Origin of the sequence: Streptococcus infantis (assembly GCF_019929575.1) — a bacterium.
Classification (GTDB): Bacteria; Bacillota; Bacilli; order Lactobacillales; family Streptococcaceae; genus Streptococcus; species Streptococcus infantis_L.
Map to the genome: position 1 here is coordinate 101,777 of NZ_JAHZPU010000001.1, position 18,197 is coordinate 119,973.

Genomic DNA, 18,197 nt, shown 5'->3' on the forward strand with positions numbered 1-18,197 from the left:
CTTCTGTTCATTGCTTTTAAAATGTGCTATAATGGTAAAAACTGAAATGGGAGGGAACTTAATGACAGAATTAGATAAACGTCACCGCAGTAGCATTTATGACAGCATGGTTAAATCACCAAATCGTGCCATGCTTCGTGCGACTGGTATGACAGATAAGGACTTTGAAACACCAATTGTGGGAGTCATTTCGACTTGGGCAGAAAATACACCATGTAATATCCACTTGCATGACTTCGGTAAGCTTGCAAAAGAAGGTGTCAAATCTGCTGGTGCTTGGCCGGTTCAATTTGGAACCATTACGGTAGCAGACGGGATTGCCATGGGAACGCCTGGTATGCGCTTCTCTCTAACGTCACGTGATATCATTGCGGATTCTATCGAAGCTGCTATGGGCGGTCACAACGTGGATGCCTTTGTGGCTATCGGTGGCTGTGATAAGAACATGCCTGGTTCTATGATTGCCATTGCCAATATGGATATCCCAGCTATTTTCGCTTACGGTGGTACTATCGCCCCTGGAAAACTGGATGGTAAAGACATCGATTTGGTTTCTGTATTTGAAGGAATCGGTAAATGGAACCACGGTGATATGACGGCCGAGGACGTCAAACGCCTCGAATGTAATGCCTGCCCTGGCCCTGGTGGCTGCGGTGGTATGTATACTGCAAACACTATGGCTACTGCTATAGAAGTTTTGGGGATGAGCTTGCCAGGTTCTTCTTCTCACCCAGCTGAATCTGCTGACAAGAAAGAAGACATCGAAGCAGCCGGCCGTGCAGTTGTCAAAATGCTTGAACTTGGTATCAAGCCTTCAGATATCTTGACTCGTGAAGCCTTTGAAGATGCCATTACAGTAACTATGGCTCTGGGTGGTTCTACAAATGCCACTCTTCACTTGCTTGCTATTGCCCACGCAGCTAATGTTGACTTGTCACTTGAGGACTTCAATACCATCCAAGAACGTGTGCCTCACTTGGCTGATTTGAAACCTTCTGGTCAGTATGTCTTCCAAGACCTTTACGAAGTTGGTGGTGTGCCTGCAGTTATGAAGTACTTGTTGGCAAATGGCTTCCTTCACGGAGACCGCATCACATGTACTGGTAAGACTGTCGCTGAAAACTTAGCTGACTTTGCAGACCTTACTCCAGGTCAAAAAGTCATCATGCCACTTGAAAATCCTAAACGTGCGGACGGTCCGCTTATCATCTTGAACGGTAATCTTGCTCCTGATGGTGCAGTTGCCAAGGTGTCAGGTGTTAAGGTTCGTCGTCACGTTGGTCCAGCTAAGGTCTTTGACTCAGAAGAAGATGCTATCCAAGCTGTTCTGTCAGATAAAATCGTCGATGGCGACGTAGTCGTTGTTCGTTTCGTTGGACCTAAGGGTGGTCCTGGTATGCCTGAGATGCTATCACTTTCATCAATGATCGTTGGTAAAGGTCAAGGAGACAAGGTTGCCCTCTTGACAGACGGACGATTCTCTGGTGGTACTTATGGTCTAGTTGTTGGACATATCGCTCCTGAAGCTCAGGATGGTGGACCAATCGCCTACCTTCGTACAGGTGATATCGTTACCGTTGACCAAGATACCAAAGAAATTTCCATGGCCGTATCCGATGAAGAACTTGAAAAACGTAAGGCAGAAACAACCTTGCCACCACTCTATAGCCGTGGTGTCCTCGGTAAATATGCCCATACCGTATCGTCTGCTTCTCGTGGAGCCGTTACAGATTTCTGGAATATGGAACAATCTGGTAAAAAATAAGCAAATCAAAAGCAAGCCTCAAAATGGCTTGCTTTTTTGTCTGTTTCAAAATAGATAACTATCGTGGAGGTAGTCCTAGAGCTATACGACCGTAGCGGCTGATGCGTGTAATCTTCCAGGCAGGCGACCAGGTAACTTCAACTCTGACATCCTCAATTCCTTCAATCTGTTTTAATCCAGCTACTATTTCAATGGGTAAACTTTCTGCACAGTCACAGGCAGTATCGGTGAAGGTCATGACAATTGTACAAAGACCAGCCTCATCCAAATGAATCTCGTAAATCAAGCCAAGATTATAGACATCTAGTTCCACATCTGTATCGTAAATTTTTTCTAGTTTGTCAATGATTTGTTCTCCTAATGCTAGAGCACGGTCATTGATTTTGATATCTTCTCTCATTGCATTCCCTCCATTTGTAAACTGCACCTATTTTCTCATAATTCTGACAATTTGGCAAGTCTTTCCCAATTCTCTTTACAGCAAAAAAGTAGAGACACAATCTCTACTTTTGATTGATTATTTTGATTTGACAGATTTATCTGCGAGAGCTTTAACGGCAGCATTAATGGTTTCTGCGTAAAGTTTTGCTCCTTCATCCTGCTTGGTAGTATCACTACCGAAGTGAACCTGGTCTGTTCCCTTCCAAATATCTGGATGGTCCTTGGATACTTGGTTCCAATCTGCCAGTGCAATAAATGGATATTTTTGTGCCAGTTCACGCGCATAGCTTGCGTACTGCTCTACATAAGGTTGCGTTTCCTGTGTTATATCCCCCTCATATGGAGTTACTAAGACAAGTTGATGCCCCTTCGGTAGATTTGTTATCAGTAGATCCAAATCAGCCTTATAATTCTCAGGATTATTAACACCTGTAGCAATAACGACTATTTTAGGGAGGACTTTATTCTGACTGCGGTTGAGCATAATAGCATTGGCTTGCTTGGTATTTCTGCTTACTTGACCATCTGTCTGAGCGTCTGGTAGAACCTCTTTAAGTCCAGGTGTTGCACGCAAGGTTACAGAATCTCCGATGATGGATACACCTTCGGCAATATTGTAGCGACTTGCTTCTGCTTGATCCGCCATGGTTTTTGTACGGGTAATATTAGTTTGAGCTTGATTGAGGCCATTTACCATCAAATCCGTTTCAAAAGCGCCTACTTGAGGAGCAATAAGCATCACAATCAGTGTCAGTAAGCTAAGGAAACCAACGCTACCCGCAAAAATTGGTTGAATATGCGGAATTTCTTTTACCTTTTGCAATAAGCTACTGTTCTTCCCTGCAATGAAAGGTTCAATCACATAGAAAGAAAGGCTTGCAAAGAGATAAGAAAAGATAGTGGTGAGAATCACAGCTGGTAGATTGCTCATTAACTGAGAGAAAATGATATAAAACGGCCAGTGGAAAAGATAGACGGCATAGCTGGTATCAGCTAAGAAGCTAATTACCTTTGGCTCTTCAATCGTCGGAGTTTTCTCATGCAAAAGTCGTGCTGCAACGATCATCAGAAGGGCAGCTAAACTTGCCAACAAGAAGCCAAGCAAGTAGGCAAAGAGATAATTGAATTTCACGAAGAAGGTCAATAAGAGTAAAACCCCGAGACCAGCTGAAAAAACTAACAAGGTCTGTTTCAAGTCCAAGGTTTGATTCAAACGTTTGAGAAGAGGTGTCGTATGACGAACCCCTATCAAGGTAGCTAGGACACTACCTAGGAAGAACGGATAAACATGAGTTAGACTTGAAAAGTAAAGCGTTGAGTAGGAAGAAACAATGAAGCTACCAATAAACATTGAAAGGAAGCTAACAACAAAGGTAGCTGAAGATAGTAGAAAGACCATTCCCCGTAGTTGCCCACCTGTTTTGGCTTGCTTAGACATGAGCCAAACTGCCAAGCCCCACAAGATATAGTAATGAACTTCAACCGCTAAACTCCAGTTATGAACAAAGAGATGAGGAATGAACTGAGATTCATAACTTCCCCCTGTTAACATTTCATAGAAATTGGTCATAAAACCAAGGACACCAGCAATCTGACCACCAATCCCGGCTACATAATCCTGCCGAACCAAGAAAGTAAAGGGCATAACGACAAGGATCATCAAGACAACTGGTGGAAAAATCCGATAGAAACGTCTCCTGAAAAATCCTAGGATATCAATCTTCCCTTTTTGGCCAAATTCTTCTAACAAAAGTGACGTAATTAGGAAACCTGAGAAGGTGAAGAAGACATCAACCCCGAAGAAACCTCCTGGAAAAACCGTCTGAAAGAAATGGTACAAGAGTACCAAGAGTAAGCCTGTAATCCTGATCAAGGAAAACCATTTAATACGCATACGAGTTTATTCTCCGTTCATTAGAGTAGTAAAAAAACCATCTAATGTTCATTCCATATTACCTTTATTTTATCAAAAAAAGAAGAAAAATCCTAAGAGAAAACTTAGGATTCGAGCTTTAGATTGATAATCTTAGAAATTACGACCTGATTTATTGTAGCCATATTTTTCAACAAAATGCTCACGGAATTCCAAGAGATTGTCATCCATAATAGCCTGGCGAACCTGCTTCATAAGATTGAGCAAGAAGTAGAGGTTATGGTAACTGGTCAAGCGAATACCAAAGGTTTCGTCAGCCTTGAGCAAGTGACGAAGGTAGGCACGGGTGTAGTTCTTACATGTGTAGCAATCGCATTCAGGATCAAGTGGGGTAAAGTCCTCCGCAAACTGGGCATTCTTGACAACCAAACGTCCTTGGCTAGTCATACAAGTACCGTTACGAGCGATACGAGTCGGCAAGACACAGTCAAACATATCGACCCCACGAATAACCCCATCAATCAAGCTATCTGGCGCTCCCACTCCCATCAAGTAGCGAGGTTTATTTTCAGGAAGGAGTTGAGTGGTGAAGTCCAAAACCGCGTTCATCTCTTCGTGGGTTTCTCCAACGGCTAGTCCACCGATAGAATATCCTGGGAAGTCCATACTTACAAGGTCTTGAGCTGACTGACGACGAAGATCTTCAAATCCTGCACCTTGTACAATCCCAAACAAACCTTGGTCATGTGGACGACGATGAGCTTTTAACCCACGCTCTGCCCAACGGCTGGTACGTTCAATTGACTTCTTCACATAATCATAAGGCTGATAAAATTGAGGACATTCGTCAAAGGACATCATAATGTCTGAGCCTAGATTGTTTTGGATAGAGATGGCCTTTTCAGGTGAAAGGAACATCTTGGAACCATTGAGGTGATTCTTAAACGTTACTCCTTCTTCTGTGATATTACGGCTATCCGCTAGGGAATAAACTTGGAAACCTCCACTATCTGTCAAGATAGGCTGATCCCAGTTCATGAACTTATGAAGCCCACCTGCTCGAGCAATCAACTCATCTCCAGGACGTAGCCACAAGTGATAGGTATTAGAGAGGATAATCCCTGACCCCATCTCTTTCAATTCTTCTGGCGATTGGGTTTTAACAGTTGCTTGAGTTCCAACTGGCATAAACATAGGAGTTGGGAAGGTTCCGTGTGGCGTGATAATCTCACCCAGACGAGCTCCCGTGTGTTTTTCTTTCTTAATCAAACGATATTTGATTGGTGAATCTGACATTTTTTACCTCCGAAGCTGGGAAAGACAGTCCCAGTTCTTACTTTGTGCCCAAGGGCATACTGTATGATTCTATCAAAAAAAACAGGAACTGTCACGAACTATGGTATAAAGAATTTGTGTTTACGAATACTTTCCGTTGTTTGTCAACAGTTGAGTTTTTATTTATTTTTCTTTAAAATCATTTTCATTAATTGCTGTCATTTTTTTAAATCGTATTCATCTTCGTATTCATTTTCATACCACATTTGCCCGTATAGTTGAGAAGGTTGTAATTTAATTCTAATAGTTTACAAAATGATCAGTGAGTAATTTCACTGTTTTTATTTTTGAAAAAATTACTATTCCTCCGAAAAGATGATTTTACGAATTTGAAATGCGTTTATTGGATTTACGTTTATTGGATTTTAAATCCAACCTTTTTTAGACAAACAAAAAACCGCAAGCCTGAGCCTGCGGTAGATACCAATTTTAGAAAAGTCCTCCTTTCCTTTTATTTTTTAAATTATTTAGTAGTAATCAAGCCATCAGGCTCGACTGTGAATTCTGGCTTGTCTGCCATGCGGCCATCTGGTAAGAGTAGATACCAGCCATCGTTATAGCGAACGAAGCAATCAGACTTCATGTCTCCGTTAGTAGCATCACAATAATACCAGTTATCGTAATATTTCACCCAGCCAGTGGCCATAGAGCCATCACGGTTGAAGTAATACCATTTATCATTGATTTTCTTCCAGCTCGTGGCCATGTAGCCGTCCTTGTCAAACCAGTACCATTTACCGTCTGTGTGCTTGAGCCATTTCTCAGAATACATATACCCTGATTCATCAAAGTAGAACCAAGATTTGTTTTCTTCGATGTACTCAAATTTATCCTTAGGATATGATCCATTAGCCCGAGCAAACCAGTAACCTTTATCATCCTTTTGCCAGCCTTTTTTAGGAGGCTCAGGTTGAGCGCTTGAATTGGTCAAACGGTAAATGTAGAAATAAGGCTGACCTGCAAGAACCCAGATATAGTCATGATTATTGACTGTGATACCATTATAACGATAATTACAATGAATAATATTATCGCTATCTACAAATATACCAGTATGCCCCCCTGCGCCAGCGCTCGCTCCACGTCTGCCCCAAATAAATACATCCCCACGTTGAGCATTACACTCTTGGTTTTCTGCAATAAGCTCATAGCCATTCTTAATAAGCCAGTCATGCTCATACTCTGTATTGACTGCCCAACCAGCTGATGTAGCTCCTGCGCTTCTTAATGCATAATAGACTGAGCTTGAGCAGTCATAAGAGTCCGGACCGTTACGGTAGTCCATACTATAAGATACTTGACCTTTTCGGGCTTGCATCCAAGCAATAGCTGCTTCAATGTTTACTGCCATGTTACTGCCCTTTCCACGCATCATTCATCTGCTTAACTGCTGACTCGACAAATGTATCAAGGTCACGGTCGGTCATGCTGATGTTATATTTGCTAAGTTCTGCACGGATTTTAGCTCGTGCTTGCTCCATCTTCTCCTCGCCCTTATAGCCAGTTTCAGAAGCGACTTGCTCCACGGCATTGACTGCGTTTTTGGCCAAGATTTCGATAATCTTGATGGTCTTTTCTCCACCTTTTTTGACAAGGTAATCCTTGACCGCTTTGACTGCGATACCAGCTAAAATGACTAGGATGCTGATTGCTCCGTTTAGTAAAATTTCGTTAATCTGTTGCATTTATATTTTCCTCCACAATTTCCAATGCTAGAAATTTTTCATACAATACCTTGATGGCTCCATTGCCACCAAGCTCGATATAACTTTCATAAAGACGAGACAATTCCTCAATCTCATGCTGATTGGTATTGCCTCGTCTAATTGCTTTTTTTAGGTTTTCTTGCAATCGAAAACGCTGTAATCTTTGAAGACCTTTTCCAATAATGCTCAATCCTTTGCTATTATCTTTGCCGATAGTCTCAACATTCGAGACTGTCTTTTCAATAGCACTAATTTTGTCAGATAAGAGACTGATTTGTTTGTCAGTCTCTTTTGTATTCTGTGTGCTTTTAAAGGAGAAATAGCTAGGAATAATCACGATTAGAATCGGACTCAACTTATCCAAAAATGCTAGTAATTCCAATCAGACCACTTCCAATCTACTGTGCAGGAACTCGAGTGGTTTCAAGATCACTTTCGTTTTTTGGTACTTCCCACTTCCAAAGTCCAATTTTTCCGTTTTGCTCCAATACTTCCAACTGCTTAAGCGTTTCACCTTGATAAGTAAACGGCTGGTTTACTTGGACCATGACGCGCTTACCTTCGCTAAATTTCTCTGTATGATTCGGATCCTCGATCGCGAAGATCGCTTGTGCTGGATAGGTTGCGCCAACTTTACCAAGATCAACCAACTCCAGGCCACGTTTAAAGACTGTAGGGTCCAGCGGGTGGTCAATATCAGTTACGCGAGCGAGAACGCTCCATTCTGCAACTTCTTTCACTTTTTGAATTTTTTCGTCTTTCTTCGCGAGTTTTACTTCGTACTCTTGCGCTTGAGTGTGTAAGTCCTCTTGTAACTTCTTGACACCATCAGCCGGGTTTAACTCGGTCGCAACTTGGCCAAGTACAGCTTGGATCAGTACTTCATCTGATTCGTTGGTACGGTCCCCAATCAAAACACGCTCAAAGGCCGTGTAAGGGTTCGCTGAACGGATTGAAACGAAGGTGCGTCCTTCTTCTTGCAAGTATTTGTTAATGATTTTAAATTCCATTTAAATCATCCTTTCTAAATTTGTTTAGCTTTAACTTCCTCATAGAGGCTTTTAAGTCGTTCATCAGATTGTAGAATCTTATTCATTCCCTCAAAACCTAACTTGATATTTTCTAAGCTCGACAGTGCCTCGTCACGCTCATTTTTAACTTGTTTCAACTCAGCTAGCGCCTCGTCACGTTCAGCAAGATTGAAAGCCTCTGAGATACTTTTATTAGCTATCTGAATGCCTAAATTGTTAATAACTTTGTCTGTTGTGTTCATTATTTCTTCCTCTCTGTCACAGTGTAACATCCCAAAATCCGGGCGAACCTTCCCCGTTCTGTACACGAAATTCTCTTAGTCGTTTAAAGTTGTCATTTATCAATTCAAACATTTTTTTTAACGAGGTTGTTTGAATACCTTGATTGGCATAGCTTGTTAGTATGAGATCGCCAACAATTACGACCTGTCTAGCATCTGGTTCATTGAAGATTTTCAAACCGACAAAGTCTCTGTTCGGGTTGTGGCTTCCTCGGTCGTTGACACCGAAAGCAAATGCTGCATAATTAGTCCCTTCTGACACTGTGGGAGCAAGGAATGCCTTACGCCCTCCAGAATTAAATTCTAGTGAGTTTCCGGGTGATTTAAACTCGATACCAGCTCGTCCGTTAAATATAAATTGGTTCGTCTGTAAATTTATGCGCATATTTCCATTGATGGAATCAATCTGACCGCCTCTAATCTTCATACCGGTTAGCGTGCCGGCTAAGATACTGCTAGCGTTAACGTTAATAACGTTGATTTTGCTTGCATCAATCGTTCCAGCAGTAATTTTACTAGCAGATAGGCTAGCAATCATCCCATCTTTAATCACGGCATTATCAATCAGAGTCTCGCCAGTTATATGGGTCAATTTCCCGTCAAGTCGATTATGACCGTTAGCGCCAAGATTAAGACCTGAAACCAAAGCACCAGCACTGGTCAGATTTTGAACAGCCCACGAACCAGCCAGTTGAGTCATTTTTGTTTGAGTTGCTTCAAGCTTCGCATTCGCATCTGCGACTGCGTCTTCTGGATGTGGTTGCCATGCACGAGGTTTATATCCCTTATACAAATCGATTTCTGTAATGTACAAATCAGCGGTTCCTGATGATGATCCATTGTTATCAAAACGAATGAACGCATTATCCATTTCTCCAGAATTAAAAGTTACTGAAATATCTTCGCACCTAGCGGTAGATAGTTTCTTACCACTAACAATTTGCTTAATGATTGTGAATCCATTACTCTCGCCTGCTCTTCGTCCCAAAATAAAAACATCATAGCTTAATAAACGACTATTGTTAAAACCTCGAAAATTCAGCATATAGTCAGTATTTCGTTCGAGTTCAAAACGATGACTATCCAAGTGATTCTCTCTTTGAGTCGAATTACTTAGACGCATGAGGTCTTTCTGACTATTGTGGTAAAAGTCATGCTTAACTAATCTTCCTAAATTTCGAGTAGATGCCCATTCCTTAGTACCATTTTTAAAATCACTATTCTTAATGAGGTTAGGTCCACTTACACTATACTTCCCAACCTCGACCTGGAATAACTGACTAGTCATAGCCATACGAGCCACATTGTCTGCGATACTATTGTTAGTATTGCCCAGAATGCGCTCATAGAGGCGACTAGTCTCTTGCACTCGCTGGAAGTCCGTTTGGTTAGCCTTGCCAGCAATCTGAGAAATGATGCCTGCTAATCTGCCATCAACTGATTGCTTGTAATTGGCAATCTGAGTCGCTATCGTGCCATTCTGAGGGTTGGTAATAGCTTCAAACCTACGCTCAATGCCTCTCACATCTTCCTGGTGGGTTGATTTACCAACATATTCTCTGGATATCTGCTCACGCACTGCATTAACTTGACGAGCACTCTCCTCACGAGTGTAGCGTTGTAGTTCTTCCTTTCGCTGACCGTCTTTATTGACATAGTCCTGAACAGTTGACAATTCTGTACGCAGTTTACCAGCTTCAGCTACAACTAAGGTCTTATCTGCTTTATCCTTGGTTGCGTTCAGGATTTCCTGACGGATAGAGCTTGCTCTCACCTCAAATTCAGCCAGACTCAACATCTGATTTAGCTTGTTCTGTGTGTCTGTCTCAAGACTCTTCACAGACTGCCTGATATTCTCAGCAGTCACGTTGAGTGAGCTGATATCCGCTTTGGTTCTAAGACCTTCAGTCAGACGACTCACCCCAGCATCGAGTGCATCAGCACGCTGTCTGAAACTGGATTCAACAATTGAAATCTGACCTTCTATATCTTCAGGAGCTTCACTGTAATCAGTCGAGATATTCCCTCGTTCCAACTTAAGACCTGCAACATATACAGGAGCTTCAGTATTGAATCTCTCGATGCGTGGCAAAATAAATCCTGATTCTGTAATTTCGAAAGTCACAGAAGTTCGCTGCCATTCGTTTGAAATAGCCACTGAGGACATGTATGGCGATGTTCTAGCACGCTGATTGGTTGAAGCATGTGTGAAATACACATTTATCCGATCTCTATCGATGCTACTCTTGATGTAGAACGAGAGAGTATAGACTTCGCCTTTTTGGGTTTCAAAAGCCTGTGATATGCCGAACCATGTACCTACTCGGCTCATGACAGTCATGCCTTGATATTTCTCTGACTCTCTCGTCCAATTGCCGAGGTTTACCCAAGAACCGCTGAAATCTTTCGAGCCTTTAAATAGGTTGACTCCTCCGACCCTCACACTAGCTATTTTACTAGCCAGCTCCTCGGCTGTCTGCGTGAGTTCTGACTTGCTTGCCTTGCCATTGGCCAAGTTGGTCAGTTCTGCCAGTCTACGAGTCGTCATCTCTTCATACGTTGCTTGCGCTGACTTCACACCAGCCAATTCATTCTTGGTCTGGATAAGTGCCTTTACTTGCTTCTCAATCTCAGCTGTAACCTGTTCTTGCTTCGGTCGAATATCGTTTGCGATAGTCCGTTTCAGAACGCCCAAATCGCCTGACAAAGCCGTCTGAGCGTTCGTAGCCTGTCTCTTAAACTCATCAAGTTTGGAAACAGAATCCAACCCAATCCGCTTCGCTTCTTTAGCTAAATCTTCACTAGTTCCAGCTTTTTTAAAGGCTTCGTCACTTCTGCGTTTGTTTTCTTCACTTGCTTGTTCTACCGCTTTCTTGACTTCATCGAATTTTTTTTCAAATTCCGCTGTATCAAGTTTTAACTTTCTAAGCTCCCACTCTGCCCCGTTCCAGGTATACATTTCTGTATCTTCACCAGCCGTTAAGTAAAGAATATCACCACGTCTTATTGTTCCGATTGGCTCATCTTTTGGTTTAGTTGCACCATAATAGACCGTATTCTTACCATCCGCACTAGCAAGCGCCTTTGTAGCTACCGCTAGAGCGCTTTCTGCGTATTCTTTACTTTGTCCCACGCTGCGAATGATTGAGCCTTCCGAGCTTATTTGTTTTTGAACGCTTCCGATATCGTTACAAGTGACTTTATGGTTAATCAAGCGCCCCGTGACGTCATAAGAACTTTCAAACGAAACAATCCGAATTTTTTCCCAGAATCCTATCGTTTCGTTAATAGCCATAATATAATCGCCGGCCCGTGGTTGCGTGTATTGATAGCCGGCTCGGGTTAAATCTTCCATATCAAGTTGGACTGATATCGAGTATGAGTTATCCACTTCAAATTTTAAGCGTCTTAATAACTCGCCGGTATTTTTATAACGTTCATCCGTTACTGGTTCACCTTCGATACGTCCATAAATACTAGCTAGTGGACTTTCATATTCGGACGTATATCGACCTTTACTATGGTCTTCTTCATCCTTCCACGCACCGAGTCCGCGTTTATATGTAATGAATTTGTTGATATTTTTTTCAATCACTAGTTCATTCATATTGAAATTTTTTCGGACGACCGTCGAAAGATCCGCACCGATTTTTTTAGTAATCAGGACGACTTTCCCGGAAACTGAAAACTCAAGTCCAGCAGCTTTTATAATATCTTTAAACATTTCTAAACGCTTGGAATTTCCGAAGTTCTCTTTACGAATAGAATTCACTCGTACTCTTGGTCCAATCTGATATCGATAACCGCTATCTTTAAAGATGGCTTCAATATACACTTCAAAACGATGTGATCCATTGAATTCGGTATAACAATTCGAGTGCCCGAAGTCGTAAAAGAATTGGTGAACGGCGTCGAAGGAAACAGAAAGATTGCGCCCCTCGTCCCGAGGTTTGGCATAAACAATATTATAAAATTCACCGTTAAGCTCAAATTTCCAGCCCCTATCAATTTCGGACAAAACTCTATCATTTGAAATAATAGTCCCTGAAACTGAACGCTCACCATTTACGGCATTTTTGACTGTGAATTCAACTTGCGCTCCAAAAGCTTCGCCTTTTTCATTGTAAAATGTAAGCAATGTTTCCCTCCTTCCTATTTGTATAATTCTTTAAAACCAATTATCTTGATTGTGCCTTTAAAATTCGTAGCCCACGGGATTTTCTTATTCGCTTTTGGTTTAATCACGAAATACTCGAAATTCGTCCGATTATTGACATTATCACTAATAGAGCCAGTAAATAATCGTGTTTCCATTCCTGTAAGCCTTAATTTATTTCCCGATTGGATAGGCGTTTGGACGTGATTATATGTAAACCGTCGCTCGTCAATCTCAAGAAAGAAATTCGTTTGTTGAGCGTTTGCTGTTAATTCAACAATAAACGGAACTTCTAACTGACTAAGTGTGGCCGTCCCCGCATAATCAAACGTATTTGTTGAAAGCGTGATATTTTCCGGTACTGTTTCGCCATACGGCAATTCCGAAGTTACAAAACCAAAAGAAACGTTATATTTCAATCCTGCGGAAGATTTTCCGATGAACTCATATTCAATCGAACCATTATTGACGACCTTATAACGATATTTCCATGCTATATGAGGTATTGTTCCGAGGTTTAATTCGCCCGTTTTCGCTCCTGGTAGTTCAAATCCGTACAAGTCATCTTGTACTGGGTGCATTTTGGTAATGTAAAAACCATCATCCCCTAAAACATATCGATTCAATTCGTCTTTTTTATCAAAAAAGGCTTCCATCGTTGGGACAGTAAGCCTTGCTTTTACTTCTATTATTTTTTCGGTATAGGTCAAGCCGTCAAAAATTCGACCATTGCGACCTTTTACCGTTCGTGTTGAAATATCCACGGCCGGGGAAGAATCATCGACCGCGATATTATATAAGCCCAGCTCCGACAATTTCCGAATCCGACCGTCTTTTTCAATCAATAAATCCATGAGTCCCCCTTACGCGAAATATTCAGAAAGTGCTTGTTCTCTAGCGTCTTTCTCTTTGATTGTTGTATAAATCTTGTCACCCACAATTTCATTATGGACTTCAAATTTAGCATTTGATAATTGAGAATTCTTCACATCATCGCTTAGATTTTCCAAGCTTGATTTCAGACCAGTATTATTCACACTGGCTGAAGTTGTGATCAAGCTATCAACACCATAACTTTGGTCTGTAATCGCCATCGCATACTGTTTCGCAACACCATTGATTCTGCGCACCCAATCAGACATACCGATATACATCCCCTCACCTGTGAATCCACCAATAGATTTCATCACTCGAGAAGGAGAATGGATGTCCAGAGCAGAACGCATCACGCTTGCAATGTTAGAAGCGATTGAATATGCGAGTGAGTAAAGACTACCGGCCATGCTTGCTAGTCCATTGTAAAGACCAGAACCAGCATGAACACCAACAGAGTACAGATGACTAGCTAGCGTATTGAATATACTCACAATCTGACTATTTGCAGAAGACGAAATGCTGACTGCTTGATTCATTCCGCTATTAAAAGCAGATGATACAGCAGTCATGCCCTGTTGGACATAACTCTTAACCTTGTTCAGAGCACTATCAAATGTCTGGGCCATCTTGTTTCCGCCTGAAGTTGCAGCTTGGGTAACTTTATTCATGCCGTCTGTAACAGCCTTAGAAACACCGTTCATGGCATTTTTCGCAGCAGTTTCAGCATTCTTGAAGTTACTTGTGACAGCATTCGCAACCGCTTGAGAGCTACTTTCAGCGTTAGACTGCATAGTAGAAAATGCTGAGGTAGTAGATCCTTGCATGCTATTTGCTGAACCTGTCGCATTTCCACTCATGGTGCTATAATTACCTGAAACAGCAGCAGCTGTACTACTAGAAATAGCACTTGCATTACTTTGAACAGTCTGGAATGCAGTATTTGAGTCTACTTGAAGAGCTTGTAAATAAGAGCTAGCACTTGTATTTAACCCGCTCAAATTGCTTGACACATTCGCATTCATTGTAGCTGACTCTGTCGTTGCAGTCGTTTGGGCTTGTTGCATATTAGTAGATACATTGCTACTAAACATCTGCATGTCGATACCGGCAGCTGCTGCAAGACCTTGCATACTTGTATCGACATTTGTACTCATAGTATTAACCTTGGTTTGAGTATCAAGGTTCATTGCATCCATGGAAAGACCGACATTCGTTTGCATGGTTTGAGCCTGCAAGGTTGCATTTGTTGACATTTCTGTCGTTTTAGCAGAAACATGATCCGACATTTCTGTCGTCTTAGCCTTAACAACTTCGCTTCCTTCGGTTGTTTTCCCGGTAACAAAATCCCACATACCACCGAAGAAATCTCCTACTGCTGAAACTACTCCACCGATTGCTTCAGGAACAGCTGTTAACATCGCCTTGCCTAATTCAAAAATAATTTTTGCGCCAGCTTCAAGAATTTTTGGTAAACCTGCAATCAAACTGATGACTAATTGTGCGATCAGTTGCAGACCACCCTGAATCAGTTGAGGCGTTGCTTGCATCAATCCAGAAACAAGAGAAGATACAATTTGAGCAGCTGAAGCTATGATTTGTGGCAAGTTTTGAATCAAACCTGTCACAAGAGACACTATTAGCTGAATACCGCCCTGAATTATTGCAGGCAAGTTAGATACCAATCCCTGGATAAAGGATGTGATAACCTGTACCGCAATTTGCAAAATTGTTGGTAATGATTGGATGATTCCATTAATAAGATTTTGTTGGATTTGAATGCCATTCTGAATAATACTTGGCATTTGTTGGCCAAGACCAGTCAAGAATGTCGTCACAGCCTGTTGAGCTGACTGTAAAATCTGCGGAAGATTATTAAGGACGCCTTGCACTAGATTTGCTAGCAATTCAACACCCATACTAAGTAACTGCGGAAGTGCACTAGCAATAGACTGCACAAATGTTCCAATCACAGTCACTGCTGAACTGATTAGAGATGTAGCGTTCTGCCCTACTCCTTGAACCAAGCTACCAATCAAATCAACACCAGCCTGTACCAAGACAGGGAACATGGTTGCAAAAGCGCTGGCAAATTTAGCAATCAAATCAGCTCCCGATGCTATTAAAGCAGGAATTTGACTAGTTATGCCTGACACAAGATTTTGAATGATTTGAGGTCCTTTAGTCGTTACTGTATTTAATAACTGGTCTATTTGTGTACCAAATTGGTTGTTAATGATTCCCAAACCAGCCACGACGAGCCCAAGGATTGCAGTAGGTCCGATAGCAGCCAAAGCTACACTCATGACAGAGCTGATACCCTGCGACATTTGGCCCACCATTGCAGTCGCTTCCCCTCCAGCGCGACCTAAAATAGCTGGTACTCCTCCGATTTTTGAAGTGAAATTAATGATAGAATCCCCTGCGTGCCCGAAAACAAGACCCGCAGAATTTCCAAAAGTTGTAACTTTGCCACCCAGCTCGCCCAAGAGACCTGTCATTTTGGACAGTCCCTTAGTCGCAGGACCAAACGCGAAAGCACCTACCACCCCAGCGATAGCTGGTTGTAATCTAACCATCACGCTTTCAAATTTGCCCGCTTGTTCCTCGGTCATTTTTGTTCCGTTCAAAAACTGATTAAGAGCTGGATTCAATGAGTTTAAAGCGTCAAGGAATGTTTGCAAGCCTTTTGAGTTGGAAATTTTATCCACTAACTTATCAACGTATTTTACTAACGTTGTAAGCACCGGTAAAACTGCCGTCCCGACCTTAATTTGCAACGTTTCAAACGAACCACTCAAGGCTTCGATAGCCCCTTTTAAGTTGTTCAATTTTTCTGCCGCTACTTGAGCCGCCGTCACTTTATCGATAGCGGCTTGCATATTGTTTGCGCCTTCTGCTCCCTCGTTCATCGCGATAGTTGCAGCACGCACCGCGTCCGTACCGAATAACGTCTTCAAGGCCATTTGTTTTTCTGCGTCCGTTAAATGTCCCAACTTATCTTTCAAAACTTGAGAAATTTCCGCGAACGATTTTATTTTGCCTTCCGCCGTGAAGAATTGGTTAGCCCCGTCCTTAGTAATGATCCCGAGTTCGTGCATTGCTTCATATTGCCCCTTTGTTGAAGGTTGCAAGTTCATAAGCATTGTCTTGAGCGATGTCCCGGCGTCTGAACCTTTAAGTCCGTTTTGCGCGAATACTGCGAGGGCGTTTGTGGTATCACGGAACGATAGACCAAGCCCAGAAGCCACCGGAGCGACCATGGAAAGACCATATTTCAATTCGTGGACGTCTGTTGCTGACGCGTTAGCAGCTCCCGCGAGTTGATTTGCCGCTTGTGTAGCTGTCATGCCGTCACGACGGAAGGCGTTCAATGCCGTTGATGTAATTTCAGCAGCTTCTTTCAAGTCCAATTCCCCAGCGGTTGCTAAGTTTAGCGACGCGGTAAGTCCACCGTTTAGAATGTCTTGCGTGGAAACCCCAGCTTTTGCTAGTTCCCCCACGGCGTCCGCTGCTTCTGCTGCTGAGAAGGCTGTATCTGCCCCGGCTTTAATAGCTGCGTCGTTGAATTTCTTCATCGTTTCTGCGCTTTCGCCAGTAACAGCCTTGATATTGCTCATTTTAGCCTCGAACTCGGCCGCTTTTGAAATCGTGCTCTTAATTGCTTGTTTTCCAAGATCAAAAGCCTTATATGCAGCAGCAACTCCGATAACTTGCTTTAATAACCCACTAGAAGCACTTGCGGCGCTATTCGTATGGCTTACAATTCCAGTCAAAGCACTAACGGCTTTCTGTCCGGTTGTTTGAAACGCATTTCCGAGCGTTCCTCCGACGTGTGTCGCGAGCTTGCTCGTTGCTGATAACAAACGTCCACCGAATGAGTTACTAACTCGATCCGCGAAGCCGTTTACTTTGGTTGTCAAGCCTGAAAACAAGCTGGACCATGACGAATTGATAGGGTTTAAAACTCTTTGACCGAGCGAGCTTGTCACTCGTTGCGCTGCCGATAAAACGCGAGCCTCGAAAGCTGCTAAACTATTGGCAATGCCATTAAACGCGGTCTTGTAAGGTCCACTCATATTTTTAGCAGAATTCGCAAACACCGAACCGATTGAATGAGCTTTCGAGCTGATTCGTGTTGCCATCGAGTCGATACTATTCGCCATTTCTGCGAAAGCGCTCTTTGGTGATTTTATCGCGTTTGCGATATCAAAACTAAACGCTTTTTTAAACCCTGAATTAACTTTTGAACCGAACGACAAAATTTCGTTTTTCATCGTCCCAAAAATGCCTTTTATATCATTTGATAGACGGATAAGGCCATTTCTCAAGGGTTCGGGCAATTTTGCGCCAATATTTGAAGCGATACGTTGAAGCTCACCCATAGCGATTTTTACGCCACCAGTCAGACCTTGACCGATTTTAGAGCCTATCGATTGATTATTACTAGCTAGCCGGTTCATTAATTCCCCAACTTCGCGAATCATCTGATTGGCGCTTTTAGAAGCAGATTGCGCGGCCGTTTCAAATGCTTTTTTAGTTGAATTCACGACCTCGTTCATCGCCTTATCGTATTCGGTTAAATCCGCACCAATAAGGGCTTCGATTGAGCCATCAAAAGCCATCACTTCACCTCCTTTTTCTTTTTTTAATGTCTATTTCGGAAATGCTCGTTCAATCGTTCAATTTTCGCGAGTAAATCCTCGTTGTTTCTATTGTCGTTATCTTTTGGACTG

At 42.3% G+C, this 18,197-nt stretch carries 11 protein-coding genes and 1 pseudogene; 1 reads left to right on the forward strand and 11 read right to left on the reverse strand.

Annotation, left to right across the window (positions count from 1 at the left end):
• The first annotated feature begins 61 nt into the window (after positions 1-61).
• A complete protein-coding gene (ilvD, locus tag K1I67_RS00545; RefSeq protein WP_223338334.1) occupies positions 62-1,765 on the forward strand; it encodes a dihydroxy-acid dehydratase in 1,704 nt (567 codons plus the stop codon).
• Positions 1,766-1,823: 58 nt separating this feature from the next.
• On the opposite strand, the gene K1I67_RS00550 is transcribed toward ilvD, so the two are convergent.
• From K1I67_RS00550 to K1I67_RS00600, 11 genes and pseudogenes are all read right to left on the reverse strand, one after another.
• On the reverse strand, positions 1,824-2,165 hold the full coding sequence (locus K1I67_RS00550; RefSeq protein ID WP_223338335.1) for a metal-sulfur cluster assembly factor: 342 nt from the start codon (positions 2,163-2,165) through the stop codon (positions 1,824-1,826).
• A gap of 117 nt (positions 2,166-2,282) precedes the next feature.
• Positions 2,283-4,100: an acyltransferase family protein gene (locus tag K1I67_RS00555; RefSeq protein WP_223338336.1), complete on the reverse strand. Its 1,818-nt coding sequence runs from the start codon at positions 4,098-4,100 to the stop codon at positions 2,283-2,285.
• Between the two features lie 132 nt (positions 4,101-4,232).
• On the reverse strand, positions 4,233-5,375 hold the full coding sequence (tgt, locus tag K1I67_RS00560) for a tRNA guanosine(34) transglycosylase Tgt (protein WP_016466286.1): 1,143 nt from the start codon (positions 5,373-5,375) through the stop codon (positions 4,233-4,235).
• Positions 5,376-5,877: 502 nt separating this feature from the next.
• A complete protein-coding gene (locus K1I67_RS00565) occupies positions 5,878-6,765 on the reverse strand; it encodes a peptidoglycan amidohydrolase family protein (RefSeq protein WP_223338337.1) in 888 nt (295 codons plus the stop codon).
• Between the two features lies 1 nt (position 6,766).
• Positions 6,767-7,099: a phage holin gene (locus K1I67_RS00570; protein WP_223338338.1), complete on the reverse strand. Its 333-nt coding sequence runs from the start codon at positions 7,097-7,099 to the stop codon at positions 6,767-6,769.
• Positions 7,086-7,502: a hypothetical protein gene (locus K1I67_RS00575; RefSeq protein WP_223338339.1), complete on the reverse strand. Its 417-nt coding sequence runs from the start codon at positions 7,500-7,502 to the stop codon at positions 7,086-7,088. The genes K1I67_RS00570 and K1I67_RS00575 overlap by 14 nt, the downstream gene beginning before the upstream one ends.
• Positions 7,503-7,518: 16 nt before the next feature.
• On the reverse strand, positions 7,519-8,130 hold the full coding sequence (locus tag K1I67_RS00580) for a hypothetical protein (protein WP_223338340.1): 612 nt from the start codon (positions 8,128-8,130) through the stop codon (positions 7,519-7,521).
• Positions 8,131-8,144: 14 nt separating this feature from the next.
• Complete coding sequence (locus K1I67_RS00585; protein ID WP_223338341.1) at positions 8,145-8,393, reverse strand: hypothetical protein; 249 nt, start codon at positions 8,391-8,393, stop codon at positions 8,145-8,147.
• A 169-nt stretch (positions 8,394-8,562) separates the two neighbouring features.
• Positions 8,563-12,570 (reverse strand): annotated as a pseudogene (locus K1I67_RS00590) (phage tail protein); the annotation flags it as partial.
• A 14-nt stretch (positions 12,571-12,584) separates the two neighbouring features.
• Positions 12,585-13,442 carry a phage tail protein gene (locus tag K1I67_RS00595; RefSeq protein WP_223338343.1) on the reverse strand — a complete coding sequence of 286 codons (858 nt, stop codon included), beginning with the start codon at positions 13,440-13,442 and terminating at the stop codon, positions 12,585-12,587.
• Between the two features lie 9 nt (positions 13,443-13,451).
• Positions 13,452-17,606 (reverse strand): phage tail tape measure protein, encoded by a 4,155-nt coding sequence (locus K1I67_RS00600; RefSeq protein ID WP_223338344.1) that lies wholly within the window; start codon positions 17,604-17,606, stop codon positions 13,452-13,454.
• Positions 17,607-18,197: the final 591 nt, after the last annotated feature.